This window comes from Kitasatospora purpeofusca, assembly GCF_036010405.1.
Taxonomy (GTDB): domain Bacteria; phylum Actinomycetota; class Actinomycetes; order Streptomycetales; family Streptomycetaceae; genus Kitasatospora; species Kitasatospora purpeofusca.
The window spans coordinates 1,802,185-1,819,758 of sequence record NZ_CP108561.1 but is presented as its reverse complement, the minus strand read 5'-3'; the positions used below and the strand labels follow the sequence as shown (position 1 = coordinate 1,819,758).

18 protein-coding genes and 1 pseudogene are annotated in these 17,574 nt (G+C 71.5%); 16 read left to right on the top strand and 3 right to left on the bottom strand.

Annotated features, from left to right (window positions below):
• Positions 1 to 30: 30 nt before the first annotated feature.
• From OG715_RS07760 to OG715_RS07730, 7 genes are read left to right on the top strand one after another with little or no spacing between them, the layout of a single operon-like run.
• Positions 31 to 1,242, top strand: coding sequence for a cytochrome P450 (locus OG715_RS07760; protein ID WP_266276139.1), 1,212 nt, complete (start codon positions 31 to 33; stop codon positions 1,240 to 1,242).
• Positions 1,239 to 1,745 (top strand): dCTP deaminase, encoded by a 507-nt coding sequence (locus OG715_RS07755; protein WP_266276141.1) that lies wholly within the window; start codon positions 1,239 to 1,241, stop codon positions 1,743 to 1,745. The genes OG715_RS07760 and OG715_RS07755 overlap by 4 nt, the downstream gene beginning before the upstream one ends.
• Positions 1,742 to 2,281, top strand: a complete 540-nt coding sequence (gene dcd, locus OG715_RS07750) for a dCTP deaminase (protein ID WP_266276144.1) — start codon at positions 1,742 to 1,744, stop codon at positions 2,279 to 2,281. The genes OG715_RS07755 and dcd overlap by 4 nt, the downstream gene beginning before the upstream one ends.
• Entirely contained in the window at positions 2,274 to 2,927 is a 654-nt protein-coding gene (locus OG715_RS07745) for a hypothetical protein (RefSeq protein WP_266276146.1), read from the top strand. The genes dcd and OG715_RS07745 overlap by 8 nt, the downstream gene beginning before the upstream one ends.
• Complete coding sequence (locus OG715_RS07740) at positions 2,924 to 4,687, top strand: amino acid--tRNA ligase-related protein (protein WP_266276148.1); 1,764 nt, start codon at positions 2,924 to 2,926, stop codon at positions 4,685 to 4,687. Before OG715_RS07745 ends, OG715_RS07740 begins: the two co-directional genes overlap by 4 nt.
• Positions 4,684 to 5,529: a class I SAM-dependent methyltransferase gene (locus tag OG715_RS07735; RefSeq protein WP_266276150.1), complete on the top strand. Its 846-nt coding sequence runs from the start codon at positions 4,684 to 4,686 to the stop codon at positions 5,527 to 5,529. Before OG715_RS07740 ends, OG715_RS07735 begins: the two co-directional genes overlap by 4 nt.
• Before the next feature lie 26 nt (positions 5,530 to 5,555).
• Positions 5,556 to 6,095 (top strand): AAA family ATPase, encoded by a 540-nt coding sequence (locus OG715_RS07730; RefSeq protein ID WP_266276152.1) that lies wholly within the window; start codon positions 5,556 to 5,558, stop codon positions 6,093 to 6,095.
• Between the two features lie 96 nt (positions 6,096 to 6,191).
• On the opposite strand, the gene lysS is transcribed toward OG715_RS07730, so the two are convergent.
• On the bottom strand, positions 6,192 to 7,850 hold the full coding sequence (gene lysS / locus OG715_RS07725) for a lysine--tRNA ligase (RefSeq protein WP_266276154.1): 1,659 nt from the start codon (positions 7,848 to 7,850) through the stop codon (positions 6,192 to 6,194).
• An 860-nt stretch (positions 7,851 to 8,710) separates the two neighbouring features.
• On the opposite strand from lysS, the gene OG715_RS07720 reads away from it, so the two are divergent.
• Complete coding sequence (locus OG715_RS07720; RefSeq protein ID WP_266276156.1) at positions 8,711 to 9,691, top strand: helix-turn-helix domain-containing protein; 981 nt, start codon at positions 8,711 to 8,713, stop codon at positions 9,689 to 9,691.
• Positions 9,692 to 9,762: 71 nt separating this feature from the next.
• On the opposite strand, the gene OG715_RS07715 is transcribed toward OG715_RS07720, so the two are convergent.
• Together OG715_RS07715 and OG715_RS07710 are read right to left on the bottom strand one after the other, a co-directional pair.
• Positions 9,763 to 10,614: an IclR family transcriptional regulator domain-containing protein gene (locus tag OG715_RS07715; protein ID WP_266276158.1), complete on the bottom strand. Its 852-nt coding sequence runs from the start codon at positions 10,612 to 10,614 to the stop codon at positions 9,763 to 9,765.
• A 101-nt stretch (positions 10,615 to 10,715) separates the two neighbouring features.
• Positions 10,716 to 11,663 (bottom strand): quinone oxidoreductase family protein, encoded by a 948-nt coding sequence (locus OG715_RS07710; RefSeq protein ID WP_266276160.1) that lies wholly within the window; start codon positions 11,661 to 11,663, stop codon positions 10,716 to 10,718.
• A gap of 834 nt (positions 11,664 to 12,497) precedes the next feature.
• On the opposite strand from OG715_RS07710, the gene OG715_RS07705 reads away from it, so the two are divergent.
• The 8 genes and pseudogenes from OG715_RS07705 (at position 12,498) to mobC (ending at position 17,572) form a co-directional block, all read left to right on the top strand.
• Complete coding sequence (locus OG715_RS07705) at positions 12,498 to 12,776, top strand: hypothetical protein (protein ID WP_266276162.1); 279 nt, start codon at positions 12,498 to 12,500, stop codon at positions 12,774 to 12,776.
• Complete coding sequence (locus OG715_RS07700) at positions 12,776 to 13,762, top strand: hypothetical protein (RefSeq protein ID WP_266276164.1); 987 nt, start codon at positions 12,776 to 12,778, stop codon at positions 13,760 to 13,762. Before OG715_RS07705 ends, OG715_RS07700 begins: the two co-directional genes overlap by 1 nt.
• Complete coding sequence (locus OG715_RS07695) at positions 13,762 to 14,469, top strand: ATP-binding protein (RefSeq protein ID WP_266276166.1); 708 nt, start codon at positions 13,762 to 13,764, stop codon at positions 14,467 to 14,469. The genes OG715_RS07700 and OG715_RS07695 overlap by 1 nt, the downstream gene beginning before the upstream one ends.
• Positions 14,470 to 14,571: 102 nt before the next feature.
• On the top strand, positions 14,572 to 15,144 hold the full coding sequence (locus tag OG715_RS07690) for a WhiB family transcriptional regulator (protein WP_266276168.1): 573 nt from the start codon (positions 14,572 to 14,574) through the stop codon (positions 15,142 to 15,144).
• Positions 15,145 to 15,239: 95 nt separating this feature from the next.
• Positions 15,240 to 15,389: pseudogene (locus tag OG715_RS42375) on the top strand (DUF2637 domain-containing protein); the annotation flags it as partial.
• Between the two features lie 1,059 nt (positions 15,390 to 16,448).
• Complete coding sequence (locus OG715_RS07680; RefSeq protein WP_327064246.1) at positions 16,449 to 16,610, top strand: hypothetical protein; 162 nt, start codon at positions 16,449 to 16,451, stop codon at positions 16,608 to 16,610.
• Between the two features lie 52 nt (positions 16,611 to 16,662).
• On the top strand, positions 16,663 to 16,893 hold the full coding sequence (locus OG715_RS07675; RefSeq protein WP_266276170.1) for a hypothetical protein: 231 nt from the start codon (positions 16,663 to 16,665) through the stop codon (positions 16,891 to 16,893).
• 256 nt (positions 16,894 to 17,149) lie between these two features.
• A complete protein-coding gene (gene mobC, locus OG715_RS07670; protein WP_266276172.1) occupies positions 17,150 to 17,572 on the top strand; it encodes a plasmid mobilization relaxosome protein MobC in 423 nt (140 codons plus the stop codon).
• Positions 17,573 to 17,574: the final 2 nt, after the last annotated feature.

The window sequence follows — 17,574 nt, the reverse complement described above, 5'->3', positions numbered from 1 at the left end:
CGCGGACTTCCGGGCGGACGGGAGGCACACGTGGATCAGACAACCGTCTTTGCGGCACTCACTACTGGTCCGGAGCGGGAGGCCGCGCTCGCGGCGCTGGGCGACGGCCCTCGGGCCATCGACTGTCCGGAGCTCGGCAGCGGACGGCTCGTCTTCACCCGCTACCGGGAGGTGCGCCACCTGCTCAGGCACCCGGGGTTCGTCTGCGCGCCGACCGCTGCCGGCCTGCTGGACGAGATCAACCCGGACCTGCGTCCGGCGCTGGAGCCGGTGATGTCCTGGGTGCTCTACGCGGATGCGCCGCAGCACTCGCGGTTGAGGGGCCTGTTGGCGCGCGCGTTCGCTCCGCGCCGCATCGCCGCCTTGGAGTCGCAGATTTCGGTGGTGGCAGATGCGTTGGTCTCGCGGTTCGTGAGGGCCGGCGGAGGTGACGCGGTGCGCAGTGTCGCGGAGCCCCTGCCGGTTCACACGATCTGCGCGTTGCTCGGCATTCCGGAAGGCGATCGGGAGCTCGTCAAGGGCTGGTCCGACGACGTCATCCTGCTGACCGAGCCGACGCTCACCGACGGCCAGGAGAAGCGGCTCGCCGCCGCATGGGCGGGCCTGTGGGACTACTTCAGCGGGCTCGTCGAGCGACGCCGTATCCATGCGTCCGCCGATATCGTCTCGGCCCTGGTGGAGGTGGAGGAGCAGGGTGAACGCCTCACGCTCGAAGAGGCCGTCTCCAACCTGATCGCTCTGCTGATCGGCGGCCACGAGACAACAACCGGCCTGATCGGCGCGGTCCTCCGGGCGATCGCCGATCACCCGGGGGAGGCCCGGGAGGCAGCCGCTTCGGCGGAGTCCGTCGGAGGCTTCGTCGAGGAGGTCCTGCGCCTGGACGGCCCGGCGCTCATCACCGCCCGGACGGCCGCGGAGGACTGCGAGGTTCTCGGCATACCTGTGCCCGCGGGCCGGCGCCTGGTCCTGCTCCAGGCATCCGCGAACCGCGACCCGGAGGTGTTCGAGGACCCGCAGGAGTTCCGTCCCGGCCGGCGGAACCCGCACGTCGCCTTCGGCTACGGCCCGCACGCCTGCTTCGGTGCCGCGCTGGCCCGCATGGAGGCCGCCGCAGTGCTGCGTGCCGTCGCCCGGCGGGGTTGCCGGCTCCATGCGGAGGACGGAGTGGTCTGGAAACCCTCGCAGGTGATCCGCTCCGCCACCTTCCTGCCGATGCGCGTCGAGCGGGAGGCGGACCGGTGATCCTTACCGGCGAGGCGATCCGGCGGTTCATCGGCCGGGGCGAGATCGTCTTCTCCCCGTACGACCGGGCCGGCGTCAACCCGAACAGCATCAACTACCACCTGGGCCGAGAGCTCAAGGTCTTCGACGATGCTGCCGGCACCTGGACGGGCGTCGAGCTGCCGGAGGACGGGTTCGAGCTGGAGCCGCATCGCATGTACCTCGGGCACACCGAGGAGGTGATCGGCAGCAGCCTGTTCGCGATGCGGCTGATCGGATGCAGCAGCAACGGCCGCCAGGGATTGTTCCTGCAGCTCTCGGCCGATCTGGGCCACACCACGTCCTGTCACCGTTGGACGCTGGAGATCGTCGCGGCCCTGCCGATGCGGATCTACCCAGGCATGGTCGCGGGCCAGGTCTCCTTCTGGCACAACACCGGGATCATCCAACCCACTCCGGCGACCTACGCCCTCTTCAACCACGCCTGCGAGACCCAGCCGCCGATGATCGGAGCGCCGTCGTGATCCTCACCGGACCCCAGATCGCCCGGGAAGTCGAGCAGGGCCGCATCAGGATCGACCCGTTCGACCCGGCCCGGTGCACCACCAACAGCTACGACCTGGCGTTGGGCAGCCTGGTCGGCGTCTACCTCGACGAGGTCCTGGACCCGAGGCACGAGCCCAAGGTCGAGTACCGCGAGATCCCGTCGACCGGGTACCGCCTCGAACGCGGCGACTTCGTCCTGGGCCACACCGTCGAACGCTTCGGCAGCGACGCGCTCGTCCCCATCGTGCACGCCAAGTCCGGGTTCGCCCGCCGCGGGACGTTCGCCCACTGCACCGCCGACCTCATCGACCTCGGCTTCTACGGCCGCTCCACCCTCCAGCTGTACGCCACTCTCCCGACGCTCCTGTACCCCGGCATGCCCGTGGCGCAGGTCAGCTTCTGGCAAACGTTCGGGGAGATCGACCAGCTGTACGACGGGAAGTACCAGGGCGCGGACGGCCCGATGGCCTCGCGAAGCCACCTCGACGCCTGGGCGGTGGCCGCCCGTGGCTGACAACGGCTTCGACCCCATCCGTCGCGGATCCGCCTGTCCGTTCGCCGCCCGGGCCCGCATCGAGGCTGCTCCCGACTACCCGGGGACCGAGCCGTACGAGGCCGGTCTGGCAGCCGGGCCCGTCCTGGCCGACTTCGCGTGCCGCGTGGAGGACGAGGAACTCGACGGCCTGGTCCTCCAGCTCACCGACCCCGGCCTCGGCGCCACCCTCGACGCCGTCGCCACCACCGTCCGAAAGACCGTCACCGGCCTGCTAGCCGCGACCGGCGCCGACCCGGCCGCCGAACTCGCGCACGCGGGTGCCGACGGCTGGTGGCTGCGGCTGGCCGGCATCCGCTGGTTCCTCGTCGTCTTCGCCCCCTGCTATCCCGGCACCTCCCCGCGCTCCACCCGAGGCTCGGCCTCCACCTTCCTCCTCCTCCAACCCGTTCACTCCTTCGACCGGCACGCCACCCCCAAGGGCACGGTCATCGCGCCCGCCGTCCGGGAGCGCATCCGCGACGCCCACCACGCCGCCGGCACCCCCTACGACTCCGACCTCGCCCAAGGGACGACCGAGGCAGCCAAGTTCGTCGCCGCACTCGGCCCCGGTGACCCGCCCGTCGCCTGGTGGCGCCCCGGCCCGACCGAACCGGAGCAGACATGACCACCACCAGCCTCGCCACCCTGGCCGACGCCATCGCCGCCACGCACGGCTCCACCGCACCCACGACGTGGGACGCGCCCACCGAACTGCTCAGCGCCGCCGCAGTGCTGTTCACCACCCACCCCGCCGACGGCACCGACGAACTCCTGGCCGGTATCGCCCGACTTCTCGGTCACGGCCCCCACCCCGCCGTCACCCTCCATGCCGACCCGCCCGCCCGGGGCCCGCGTGAACGGGACATCCTCCACCACGCCCTCGCCACCGCCGCCGAACCCGGCCGACCGCCCTGGCCCCACGGCCCCGCCGACCCCGCCCGCCTGGCCGCCACCGCCCACGCGCTCACCGTCACCATCCCCTGCCGCCTGACCGCCCTGCGCGCCGCTGCGGTCCTCCACCTCCTGCGCCTGCTCCCCGACACCGACGAACACCTCCACCGCGACCTGATCCGCCGCACCGCCTGGCTCCTCGACCCCCGCACCGACGACCCGGTCACCCTGCTGCTGACCCTCACCGCCTCCGACGACCCGCTCGCCCCGACCCCCCGTAGCCGCACCCACACGCGTGAACGCCCCCTGGAGCCACTCCCGCTCGCCGATTGGGACCTCTGGCCGGCTCCCGACCAAGTCCTCACCCTGTCCGGGCGCATCACCGCGGTCCGCGCGCACAGCCACATCGTCTTCGCCGACCTCGCCTGGGACCGCCACAGCGCCCAGCTCGCCGTCGACCCCACCGCCGGTGCCGACCTGCACGCCGGCGACCTCCTCGCCGCCCGGGGCACCTGCTCCACCAGCCGCTCAGGCCGCCCGACCCTGTTCGTCCGCCACCTGGAACGCCACGAGCCCGGTGCCCCACCGCCGTTACCGGGCGCCGCCCCGCTCACTCCGCTCCTCGGCCCGCTACGCGCGCACCTCGCCGCCGCCGACTTCCGCGAGACCATGAGCCCCGTCCTCACCGACGGCTACTTCGGCGGTGCAGCACGGCCGTTCACCACCTGGGCGCACGCCGCCGGCCGCCGCCAGTACCTGCGCGTCACCACCGAACTCAACCTGCTCGCCGTCATCGCGGCCGGCACCGCGCGCTGCTACGAGATCGGCCCGAGCTTCCGCAACGAGGGCCAACGCGGTCGGACCGCCGTCGAGTTCGTGATGCTGGAGGCGTACGCCGCCGACCTCACCCTCGACCAGGCCACCGTCTACCTCGCCGACCTCGTCACCGCCACCACGGGCATCACCGCGCCACTGGCCCGCCGCACCTTCGACGACGCCTTCGCCGAGATCAGCGGAATCCACCCCGCCGACACCACCGCCGTCCGGGCCCTCGCCGCCGAGCGCACCCCGTACACCGCCGAGCACACCGACGACCCCGACCGCCTCGCCCGTCGCCTGTGGCGCCACAGCGTCCGGCAGCACCTGCGCGGCCTGACCGCGATCACCCACATCCCCGGCCCCGCCTCCCCCCTGATCGCCGGCACCGGCCGCCGGGCCCAACGCGCCTGGCTCTACGCCGACGGCCTCGAACTCGCCGAGATCGCCGCCAACGAACGCGACCCCCACCAGATGGCCGCAGCCTTCGCCACCCAGTTCACGGCCGACCGCCACCTCGCCCACCGCACCTACCAGCAGGTCATCGACCTGTACGACAGCGCACTGCCCCCGTGCGTCGGCTTCGGCATGAGCGTCACCCGCCTGGCCGGCCTGCGCCCCGCCCCCGTACCGACCCAGCGCCGCACTCCCGCCCGTACCACCGAAAGGACCCCATGACCATCACGACCCAATGGCCCCTGTCCACGGTGCCCAGGTCCGCCGACGCCGTCCGGGCCGCCAGCTACCCCGACTTCGTCGCCATGACCAACCAGACCAACGTCATGCCCGGCGCCCACGCCACGCTGAACACCTGGGCACTGCACTCCCGCCTCGGCACCCAGCACCACCTCCTCGACGCCGCGTGCACCACCGGCTTCACCTCCCGCGAACTCGCCCGCCTCACCGGCTGCACCGCCACCGGGTTCGACCTCAGCCACGACTCGGTCGCCCTCGCCCGCTACAACCACCGCCTCCTCGACCCCACCCTCCGCCTCACCTACCACCAGGCCGACGGCACCACCTACCGGCCCGAGCACACCTTCAGCCACATCGCCGTCGGCGCCGCCCTCGGCTTCTTCCCCGACCCGCCCGCCATGGCGAGGCGGCTGCTCGGCTTCCTGGACGACGGCGGATACGTCCTCGCCGCCCCGTTCTGGGCCCCCGCGCCACTGCCCGAGCGTGCTGCCGCCGTCCGCCGCGAGGTCTTCGGCATCACCAGCCCCATGGAGACCCGCGAGCAGGCCCTCGCCCTGTTCGCCGGCCTCGACGTCCTCCACCAGGCCGACCACACCCTCACCGCCGAACCCGCCGACGCCATCGAGCGCTACTGCCGCTCCACCGTCGACCGCGCGTGCGAGCAGAGCGGCAATACCGACCCCGCCGTCCGCATCGCCATGACCGAGCGCCTTCGCGAGATCAAGCACGCCACCAACACCCTGCGCGCCCACCAGCGCTACACCGTGCTGGTCCTGCGTTACGACGCCCGCGCCTACCCGAACCGCTACGTCGAGCTCTTCTGACCGCCCGACGGAGAAAGGTCCCGACCGTGTTCGTCTTCGTCAACGGCCCGTTCGGTGTCGGCAAGAGCACCACCACCGCCCTGCTCGCCGAACGGCTGCCCCAGGCCCTGGTCATCAACCCCGAGGCCATCGGCCACATGCTCTGGGCCCAGCTCCCCGAGGCCCTGCGCACCGAGGAGTTCGAGCTGGAACCGCTCTGGCCGCCGCTCACCCACTGCATGCTTGACCAGGCCGCCCGGGCCTACGAACGCCCGGTCATCGTCCCGATGACCATCGCCCGCCACACCGTCTTCGACCGAATCGTCCGCCCCCTGCACGAGGCAGGCCACCACGTGCACCACTTCACCCTGCTCGCCCCGGCCGCCGTCATCCGCGCCCGCCTGCGCGAGCGCGGCGAAGGCCCGGACAAGTGGGGCCCGCTCAGCTGGGAGGGCAACCAGGTCGAACGCTGCCTCGAAGCCCTGCGACAACCGGCCTTCGCCGAGCACATCGACACCGAGCACCGTCCGGCCGCCGAGGTCGCCGACGAGATCCTCACCCGCACCGGACTCCAACCCGAAGCCTGACCCGACGCCGAGGGCCGGGCCGGAGCAGCACGCTCCGGCCCGGCCCTCGGATGCTTTGGCGAGGAAGCCGGCGACCATGGCCCCGGCCTCCCCGCGCTACGCGACGGTCAGCAGCGACCGGATCCGGTCCGCTCCGAGCGCCAGCAACAGGGTGGGCAGCCGCGGGCCGGTGTCCCGGCCGACAAGCAGCTCGTACAGCAGCACGAACAGCTCCCGCTGGGCCACCTTCAACTCCGGTGACGCCGGAGCATCCAGCGGAAGGCCCGCCAGGACCTTCGGCACCCCGTAGACCAGCGACGTCAGCCCATCGAGCGACCAGTGCCCGTCCAAGCCGTCCAACAGCAGCTTCAGCGCTTCCCGCTGCGCCGCCGGCAGCTGCTCCAGCCGCTCCCGGTCCGGCTCAGTGCGGACCTGGGTCCGCTCCTCGGCCGGGACGTAAGTACTCACCCACGCCTGCGCGCGGTCCAGCCGGGGCCGGGCATCCTCCAGGCCCGCCAACGGCTCCTCAACGGTGAAGTCCCGCAGAATACGAAGAGTCTGCTCCGGGTCGCTGGCCGCCACGTCCGCCACCGAGGCCAGCGTACGGAAAGGCAGTGGGCGAGGCGTGGCCGGCAACGGGCCGGACGCCGGGCCCACCGAACGGGCCCGCACCGCCGCCTCAAGGTCCGTTGCCGTACCCGAGGCCACCTTGCGGCCGAGTGCGTCCCACTCGTCGTAGACCCGCAGGATCTCCCCGTCCAGTGCGATCTGGAACGACTGCCGCGGCTGACGCCGGTTGTAGAGCCAGCGAAGCACCGCAGGCTCCAGCACCTCCAAGATGTCGATCGGAGTTGGCACGCCACCCTTCGAACTGCTCATCTTGGCCATACCACTGATTCCGACGAAGCTGTACCCGAGGTAGGACGGGGGGAGCCCGTCGAACACCTCACGCACCACCTGCGACCCGACCGTGAAGGACGAGCCCGGCGAGGAGTGATCGACACCGCCGGCCTCGAAGGTCACACCCTCGAACGCCCAGCGCATCGGCCAGTCCACCTTCCAGACCAGCTTCCCGCCATCGGTCTCGGCCAGCGCGAATCCGCCTCCGTGGCCGCACTCGCACCGATATTCCATGGCCGTACTGGCGTCATCGAAGCTGGTGACCGTTGTGGAGTCCCGGCCGCAGATCTCGCAGTACGGCCGGTAGGGGTAGTAGCCCCCGGCGCCGCCGGCAGCCACGTCCTCCTCGTCCTGCTCCACCTCCACGTCGGTCTTCTTCGTCCGGTACCGCCCGAGGACGCCGTCGATCTGCTGTCGGTGACGCATCGCGTGCACGACCTGCTCGCGGTAGGCCCCGGATTTGTACATCTCCGTCTGGCTGATCTCGTCGACCTCGACGCCGAGTTGGGCGAGGGCCGAACGGAGTGGGGCTTTGAAGTGCTCCGCCCAGCTGTCATGTTCGCCGCAGGGATCGGGCACCGCGGTCAGGGGTCGTCCGATGTGCTCGGCGAAGCCGGCCGGGACGCCAGCCGGCACCTTGCGGAGCCGGTCGTAGTCGTCCCAGGACAACAGATGCCGACACTCCAGCCCCCGGCGCCGAATCTCGTCCGCCACGAAGTGCGGCACCATGATCTCGCGAAGATTCCCCAAGTGCACCGGCCCGGACGGACTAATTCCGGATGCGCACACCAGCGGAGCCCCGCCACGGCGTTTGCCCTCGGCGATCACCTGGTCCGCAGCGGCGACCACCCAATCGCTCTGTTGCTTCACGCCCATGTCAAGTCCTCCGGCTGATGGGAATTCAGGTGGTCATAGATTAGAGCCGAAATCAGCTGATCCGAACCACAACGCGACGGTGCGTCACCGCCGGCACGTCCCTTCCGCGACCGCGCCCGGTTGGCAGAGGTGGGGGCGAGCTATGCAGGGATCATGAACGAATCCACCTGGCCCGCCGACTGGACCGACCGCAAGGCCGGTCTCGACTGCGGGATGTGCGCCAACCGGGGCCTGGAAGGCGCCGGGTACGCCTGCGCATCCTGAAAGGCAGCTACGCCGACGTCTACTTGAACCGGGCCGTCCTGCGCGGATACGCCGTGCGATCTGGAACGGCACACGTCTCCGAGCCGACCCAGCTCACCCCGGAAGAGGCGGTCGGCTTCTTCGACGAGGTGCTCCTCGCAGGCCGCGCGACCGAGCAGTGCCTGCGACTGGCCAAAATGAACTACGAACTGGTCCCACACCTCCACGCGCACGTGATCCCAAGGCATCGCGACGACCCCGCGCCCGGTGCGCAACTGCCCTCGGTGCTTCTCCAAGGCCGCTCCGCCCACGACCACCAGTTCGACATTGACACATTGAGCCTGCGGGAGTCCCTGAGCTGGTTCCCCGAGCCCTGTCGGTCTATGAGCAGAGCGGGCGAGCGAGGGCTGACGCCCGAAGCAGGTGGGCAGTCCAGCAGTGCGGGCAACTCCCGCCACAGGGACTGCAACCGCGTGCCCGGACTGTGATCGAGGTCGCTCGAACTGGGCTTCCGGTCATGGGACTTGTCTGTGCTACGTTCCGTAGTCCAATCGAACACAGGTGACCCCGGCGGTGCGCTAACACCCCGGGGTCCGGCAACAGGAGCTGTTACTCCCTTGCAGGTACATCGTAGCGCCCACGCGCGCAACTACACCGTGCTGCCCAACTCCATCCTCCAGGACCGACGGCTGACCATGGCCGCCCGCGGCCTTCTCAGCGACCTTCTGTCCCGGCCCAAGCGCTGGCGCGAGGACGCCCGGCAGATGGCCGACTCGGGCCCCGACAGCCGGGCGGCGGTCCGCAAGGCGCTGGCCGAGCTGATCGAGGCCGGCTACTACGTGGTTCGCAAGATCCGCGGGGCCGACGGGCGGATCCGCAGCGAGGCGCACGTCTACGACACCCCGCAGCTCCCGGGCCTGAAGGCCGCCGAGGAGCTGCTGGAGGCGGCAAAGCCGCAGGTGGGGCCGAGTGTGGCGCGTCCGGCGTCCGGTGTGCCGGACTCCGGTGGTGCTGGCGTCCTTGTACTAAAGGAACTGGAGAAAGAACCCTCCCTCCTTGTGCCCGGGGACGACGGTGACCGGAGGGCTTCCGCGCCGTCGGCGCGGCGCCCGGAGCCGAAGGGCGGGAGGGCGAAGGCTTCGATCGAGAACCTGGAGGGACCGCTGAGGGCGGCGGCCCTGGCCCTGTACCGGGTGCTGAAGGACGAGCCGCGTCTGCGGCTCGGCGAGGCGGAGGTGGTGGAGCTGGCGCCGCTGGTGGGGCGCTGGCTGGCGGCGGGCTGCGGTCCGGCGGAGCTGGCCGCCGCGCTGCTGCCGGGGCTGCCGGGACAGATCTTCTCCCCGGTGGCGGTGGTGCGCGACCGGCTCCTTCGCAAGATGCCGCCCCCGCCCCGCCGGGCGGAGCCGTCGGCGCCCGTGCGCACGCACGAGTGCGACAACTGCCAGGCTCCGATGGGCAGGCCGGGGCTGTGCGGGCCATGCTCGGGACGCTCCGGCCCCGTTGTCGCCGGGATCGGCAGCGGCGAGCCGTACACGGCGGCCGGGGCGGCGCGGGCCCGGGCTGCGATGCGCGGGCGGCGGCAGCCGGCCACGGTGTGACAGCGGGTACGCCGAGGGTGCTGTCGGCCGTCCCCTCCCCTCGAAGGGACGGCCGACACGGCTTGGCGGGGCTAGAGAACGGCGGAGACCGGGGTGGTGGTCAGGTCGCTGATGTCCTTGGCGGCCCGCAGGGTGTGGTGGATCAGCGGGCGCAGGTCTTCCGGCATCGTGCTGGTGGGCTTCAGCAGCAGGACGGAGCCCATGACCTGGGAGCGCCAGAACACGGGGGCCGCGACGCTGTCCCATCCCGCCATGCACTCCTGGCGGCCGATGGCGTAGCTGCGTTCGCGGATGACGAGCAGGGAGTCGGCCAGCTGCTGGTTGTCCCTGATCACGCCGGGGCCCGCGGTGGGGGGCACTTCCTCCGCGAGGACCTGCTCGCGGGCGTCCTGCGGCAGATAAGCGAGGATCGCCCGGCCGGAGGCCCCGGTGCGCAGCGACCGGGAGACCGAGACGACGTCCTCCGCCGTCATGCCGACCTCTGCCGGGTCCATGCCGCCGATTTCGTAGTCGGTGCACAGGCGCTTCGCGCCGCCGAACGCCGAAAGGACGTAAAGGAGGGCGAGGCCGCCGGTGGCCTGGTGGAGCCGGACGAGGTAGGTGTGCGTGCCGGTGGCTCCCGGAAGGCGGTTCATGGCCTGGACACCGGCGCGGGCGGTGCCGGTGCCGAGCCGGTACATGCCTCGGCCGACCTGCTCGAAGATGTGCTTGTCGACACCGTCCTGCAGGATGCGGTGGGTGGTGGCCTCGGGCAGCTTGGCCACGCGGGCGATGTCCCGCAGTGCGTGGACATGGCCCGGAAGCTGGGCGAGCGCCTGCTGGACCACGTAGGCGCGGGCGGCGAGGGAGCCGGACTTCGCGGGTTGTGCATTGCCCTGACGCTGCGCGGGAACGCTGTCCTCGCGCGCGGTGCTGATGGTCATGTGTAGGTTCCCCCAGAGGGTTAGTCGTGCCCTTCCGGGTCGCGACTGGGAGGTCGCCTGGCCCGCGCGGTGGGAGCCGGCGAGGAGCGGTGACCCCGGGGTCAGTTGCGGACGTTAAGGACGACCTTGCCGGAGGTCAGTCGGGCGGCGAGGTCGGTGTGCGCCTGGCGGGCCTGGCCGAGCTTGTAGACGGGGCCCGGCAGCGGCTTGAGCCAGCCTTCCTGGACGGCGTCGAACAGCGCGGTCATCGAGTCGTTGATGTGGGTGCGCGACGGGTAGAGGGAGGGCAGCCAGAATCCGGTGACCGACTTGCTCTGGCCGACGAGCTGCGTGATCGGGACGAGTCCTTCGACGCCGGTGACCGCGCCGAAGACGGACATCCGGCCGCGGGGGGTGAGGGCGTTGAGCGTGGCGTAGAAGACATCGCCGCCGGTCATCTCCAGAGCGGCGGTGACCTGCCCGCTGGCCGCCTCGACGATCCGCTCGGCGAGGTCCTCGGTAGTGGAGGAGTCGACGACGGCGTCGGCGCCGAGGCCGAGGGCGATCCGGCGCTTGTCCTCGGTGCCGGCCATGGCGACGACCTTCGCCCCGGTGCGCTTGGCGAGCTGCACGGCGAGCGAGCCGACGCCGCCTGCCGCGGCGGGCACCAGCAGGGTGTCCTCGGCTGTCAGCTTGAGGTCCGTGTGCAGAAGGTGCCAGGCCGTGTTGCCCTGGAGCATGAGCGCGACGGCGTCGTGGTCGCTGACGCCGTCGGGCACCTCGAAGGCCAGCTTCCGGTGCGCCGCGACGACCTCGGCGTAGCCGCCGCCCTTGCCGAGGGCCACGTAGCGCCGGCCGTCCTCGGCCTCGCCGAGGACCTCGTTGCCCGGGACGAACGGGCAGGGCATCGGCGCGGGGTAGGTGCCTTCCCGCAGGTGGATATCGGCGAAGTTCACGCCGGCGAGGATGGTGCGCAGCCGCAGCCGGCCCGGCCGGATCTCGGGCTCGGGTATCTCGCACAGCTCCAGGACCTCGGGGCCGCCGAATTCTTTCACAGCAATCGCACGCATTGTTCAACCCTGAACATTCGAAGTTGGTATTCATGCGAACCCGGGGGGCTCGACTATGGAATATACCGGCCGTCGAATCGGCGACTTCGATTTTGCATATAGGAGTCTCCGGTCGTCGAATCGATCAAGATCCGTTACCCAGTGTTCTATGTCACGTCACTCAGGGTTGCAGGAGTCGGGTCGTTGCTCACTGTGAGGATTGCAGGTCGTGATGTGCGCGTTGGCTGCCCACCCCCTTGCGGAGGGTGATTCCATCCGGCATTCCAAGATCATTTTCCAGCCTCTGGAAAACCGGTCGCGCTACCCGCGTAGATCCCGCGAATTCGTTGACCGGTATCCAGGTGGCTACCTATTGTCGTCCCCGGCGGTGCAGGCCTGCGCTGCATTTTTGACGGGGGGTCACATTTCGATGGCGGAACAATTTATATGGCCGGTTCCGACGTGGGTCGCTCCGCAAGTCGCCGACCTCCCGGCGGCGGCTGTCACGGTGGGTGAAAACCTGCGCAAGGTGCAGCCTGTACGAACAGTGACATCGCCTGCCGCCGTCGCTCGCCGCCGCGATCTCGGCAGCGGTCGGTGGTGACTCAGGGCGGCGACCCTGACTGAGCCCCGAGGGTCGGGGCGGAAACGACGACGGCGCCCGGAGCTGGAACTCCGAGCGCCTGTCGTAACACCGTGTGAGTCGTTCGACACAACCCGCAGGCGGCCTGCCTTTGGACGAGCCCGGCCAGCCTGCTACCACACAGAAGGTAGTGAACCATGCTTGCGCTTCTGCGTACAGGCGGAGCGGCACAGGGCCGACCCGCCGCGCACCACCCCGCAGTCCTGGACCGGATGTCGGAAGGCACCCGGCACGCCGTCACGGACAGTCTCCGACGGGTCGCCCCGGACGCCGACATCGTGCGGATCTCGGTGTCCGAGCCTCACGGTCTGTGGTTGGCCCGCGCCTACGACCGCGCCCACATGCCCGTCGGACTGCCGCTCGCGGTCGAGGAGGCGGTGGCCCACCGGGTCGCCCGAGACCTCCCCTCCCTGGACTGGCGCCACCAGCACGACGTCGACCTCGCCACCGGAACCGTGGTCCCGGCCGGCGCGCTCGCGAAGGCGGCGTGATGGCGGTCCAGGACGGGCGCATCCGCACCCACAAGCCTGAGATGTCCCGGGACGCCAAGCTGGCGGAGGTCTCCCTCAGCGCCGAGCGGACGTTCATCTACATGCTCAACTACGTCGACGACACCGGCCGGATCATCGACGACGCCGGCATCGTCCGCGGGCTCATCTGGAAGAGGAAGAAGAGCTGGGACGGCGGAGTCCACACCGCCGAGCGCGTCGAGGAGGACCTGAGTCAGCTGGCCGACGTCGGCCTCGTCTGCCGCTACCTCAACCCTGCTGACGACGGCGAGGAACTCCTCCACATCGTCACCTTCAACAAGCACCAGAAGATCGACCGCCCCAGCCGGAGCAGGCTGGCTCCCTGCCCGCTCCACCAGACCCAGGAAGCCGCACTCGACCGGCCGGCCCCCGCTGCCCGCGCTCGCAGGAAGGCCGCGACCGACCGCAACCCCGAGCACCTCTCCAGCGAGGTACCCGGCACCGGGAACCAGGACACCGCCGGACACACCGAGAGCGCCGAAGAGCAGACCCCGCACCCTTCGACGACACCCTCGACGACAGCCTCCACGAAGGGATCCAGGATCACGGATCCTGGATCACCCCCTCCGGGGGGCGGCTGCGCCGCGCCCGCCGAGGACTGCACGGTGGAGGGGCCGGACGCGGAGCGCGTTGCCGCGATGCACCCGCACACCACCGGTGCCAACGCTCTGGTCGCCGAATACGTCCGCACCTGCCCGCAGCCGCCCAGCCCGCGCTTTCGCGGGCACCTCGGGCGCGAGGTGCAGCAGCTCCTTGCCTCCGGCTACAGCCAGGAGCAGGTCCGGGCGGGCCTGCGGCTGCTGGCCCACAAGCCCATGAACCCCTCCGCACTGGAGGGCTTCGTCCAGGAAGCACTCACCCCCGGCCGCCCCCGCAGCGCCGGCGCGCCGTACCGGGCGTGGACCAACCCGACCGGCGGGTCCGCCGCCTACACCGGGGAGCTGTGATGGCCGGCCGCGACCGCGAACCGCGCCGGGCCGGCACAGGCCTGCAGGGCATCGTCGACCGCTTCGCGCGCCTCGGCGTCGACCCCGCCGTGATCGGCGTGCCCGAGCGCTCTGCGGTCCCGCAGCTCAACAACCGGGATGCCCTGGAGCTGGCCGCCTCGCGGATCCCGCCCCGCTTCCACGACGCCACGGCCGACGACCCGCAGGTCCTTGCCTGGGTCGAGCACGTCAAGCAGGCCGCCCGCCGCGGCCCCGAAGGGCAGCTCGGCATCGCTCGCGCCTCCTCGCTGCTGCTGCTCGGTGAGACCGGCACCGGCAAGACCCACCAGGCGTACGGTGCGATCCGCTTCCTGCTCGGCGCTGGCGTCCGGCTGCGCTGGCAGGCGATCACCTCGGTCGGCCTGCACGCCATGATGCGACCGCGCCCCGGCGCGGACGCCGAGCGCGAGATGCGAGACCTGGAGCGCACCCCCCTGCTGCTCGTGGACGACCTCGGCGCAGGCCGGGCCTCGGAGTTCACCGAGGAGACGACGTACCGGTTGATCAACCACCGGTACGAGCAGCAACTGCCGACCATCATCACGAGCAACGTCACCCCGGCCGAACTGGCCGGTCTGCTCGGAGACCGCACGGCCAGCCGCCTGCGCCAGATGTGCCACAAGGCAGTCCTCGCCGGACCCGACCGGCGACGCGCCCCCCTCGTCTGATCCCCGTACACCCAGCGCTCCCGCGCGAGGCCGGCCGAGCCGCCCCCGGGATCCGCCATGCCCGCCCGCCGATCCGGCGGCGCGACCGGAGACCTGCCCCGAATGAACACGACCACCGCTGTCGCGGCCGACCTCGATGCCGCCTACACCGTCCCGGACCGCCCGGACCCCCGCTGGCGCCTGAAGGCCGAGTGCGCCGAAATCCCCAACCCCGACATCTTCTTCGCCCCGCCCCGCGTCGCCGGCCACCGCCAGGCCCTCGCTCTGTGCCGGCAGTGCCCGGTCCGCAGCGAGTGCCTCCAGGACGCCGTCGAGTGCGGCGTGCGCGACGGCATCCGCGGAGGCCACACGGAAGACCAGCTAGACGAGATGGTCACTTACCACGAGGACCGCCGACTCGACCTCGACCGTGTCCGCACCACCCTGACCAGCACCCAGCGCCCGCGTCTGTCCGAACGCGAGAAGCGCGCGGTCGTCCGCGTCGCCATCGAGGCCGGCATCCCGCTCGCCGTCTGGTCCGAAGCACTGGGCATCGGCTACAAGGCCGCGGCCAAGCGCCGCAGCCGGGCCAACACCCAGCTGGAGAGCATCCCCGCCTCGATGCGCCACCAGGAGATCAGGCTGTCGAAGGAGCTGCGTAAGGTCCCCACGACGCGCCTGGCGGTCGCCGCGTGATCAACCGCCGACCCCGGGTATCCCCCTGGGACATCGCGGCGATCGGCGTGCTCGGCGCCTTCGGCTTCGCCCTCTCCTACGACGCTCTCCAGCAGATGGCACAGGCGATCCACGTCCGGGGACAGCTCTCCTACCTGTTCCCGGTCGTCGTCGACGGCTTCATCGGCTACGGCGTCCGCGCGCTGGTGATCCTGCGGGAAGCACCCTGGACCGCTCGCGCCTACACCTGGGCGCTGTTCTCCAGCGCCACCGGCACCAGCGTGTGGGCCAACGCCGCCCACGCCGTCCGCCTGAACCAACAGGCCGCCGCACAAGCGGACAGCCTGCAACTGGGCGACACCGCCGTCGGAGCCCTGAGCACCATCGCGCCCCTCGCACTGGCCGGCGCCGTCCACCTCGGGATCATCGTCACGCGCCACGGCACCACCACGCCCGAATCCGCCGACCAGCCCACCCTGCCGGCCGCAGTGGGCCCCGCTGCCGGAACAGGCACCAACCCGGCCGTCGAGGCGACCGACCACCTCGACGCCGCGACCAGCACACTGACGAAGGCCGTCACCCGTACCGTCCGAGCGGAACTGGAGCCCGCGCCCGAACGGACCCCGACGCCAGCGCCCAGGTCCGCCGAAGACAAACTCCGTGCGCACCGCAAGGGCACACGGCTCCGCGAGCGCATCGCGACACGGATCCGCCGACGCATCGACCGCGGTGGTCCGGGCGAGGGCGGTCCGGCTTCTCGGTCCGGTGGTCCGGGCGAGGGCGGTCCGGCTTCTCGGTCCGGTGGTCCGGGCGAGGGCGGTCCGGCTTCTCGGTCCGGTGGTCCGGGCGAGGGCGGTCCGGCTTCTCGGTCCGGTGGTCCGGGCGAGGGCGGTCCGGCTTCTCGGTCCGGTGGTCCGGGCGAGGGCGGTCCGGGCTCTCGGTCCGGTGGTCCGGGCGTGGACGGTCCGGGCTCTCGGTCCGGTGGTCCGGGCGTGGACGGTCCGGGCTCTCGGTCCGGTGGTCCGGGCGTGGACGGTCCGGGCTCTCGGTCCGGTGGTCCGGGCGAGGGCGGTCCGGGCTCTCGGTCCGGTGGTCCGGGCGAGGGCGGTCCGGGCTCTCGGTCCGGTGGTCCGGGCGAGGGCGGTCCGGCTTCTCGGTCCGGTGGTCCGGGCGAGGGCGGTCCGGGCTCTCGGTCCGGTGGTCCGGGCGAGGGCGGTCCGGGCTCTCGGTCCGGTGGTCCGGGCGTGGACGGTCCGGGCTCTCGGTCCGGTGGTCCGGGCGAGGGCGGTCCGGGCTCTCGGTCCGGTGGTTCCGACCCGGAGGAGATGTTGCGGATCGGCCGCGAAGCCGCAGCGAGGGCCGGACGGATCACCCGCGCCGTCGTGGCCACCGCCATCCGCGAGAGCGGGTTGCCCGTGTCCAACCAGGTGGCCGGCGAACTCGTCCAGCAGCTCCGCAGCGACAAACCCCCGCCACCGCACCGGTGACCGCGGACCCCACAGCCTCATCAACCCCCACCCAACCCCCCGGAGACACCTCATGAGCAACGCCGTCCTCGCCGACACCGACCTCGTCGCCGACTTCCTGACCGTCCTCGCCAGCCGCGGCCACCTCCACAGCGCCACGCCGGCGGGCGAGGGCCGCTGGACCGTCCGCCGTACGGCCAACAGCCAGGCCCAGCAGCTCACCAGCGACCAGGTGGAGGAGCTGGTGATGGACCACCTGGCCGTCGCGTTCGCCGCTCGGGGCCTGACCAACGACGACTTCTAGCCGTCACGTTCAGGTCCCTCACCACGGGCCGACACCGCTGTCCCGACCACCAACCGGCCCCATCCCGGACGGGTTGCCACCTACGGCGGAGCGAGCTAGTGCCGCGGACCGTCCTATCGGACGGTCCACGGCGCACGCCCCGCCCAAGGGGGCGGGGAAGCCGAAGCCGGGCCGAGCGGGGGCGCTCGACTCGACTTCGACTCGCCGAAGCCAGGGGGGCATCGGCGCACAGGACCAACTGACAGGAAGACCACCGATGACCGCCGCTGCCGACGACGAGCCGAATACCGTTCGCCGCCCGCGCCGCCGCTTCCACGAGCCGCAGCAGCGCCAGCGCAAGCTGACCGTCCGTCTGAGCCTGTCCGAAGAGTCCGAGATCAAGAGCGCCGCCACCGAACGCGCGCAGACCGCCGCCCGCTTCGTCGCCGCCGCAGCGCTCGCCGCCGCACGACGAAGTACCTCCTTCGACCCCGACGACCGTCTCGACCGATCGCTCGACGAACTCGCCGCCGCGCGCCGGCAGACCGCTCGCGTCGGCAACAACCTCAACCAGATCGCCCGCGAGCTGAACTCCGGGGGCCTGCCGAACCCGGCCGACCTGGTCGCCGCCCTCGCCGCCGTACGCACGACCGTCACCGCCATCGACACCGCCTCGGCCAAGCTCCTGAAGGGCCACTGACC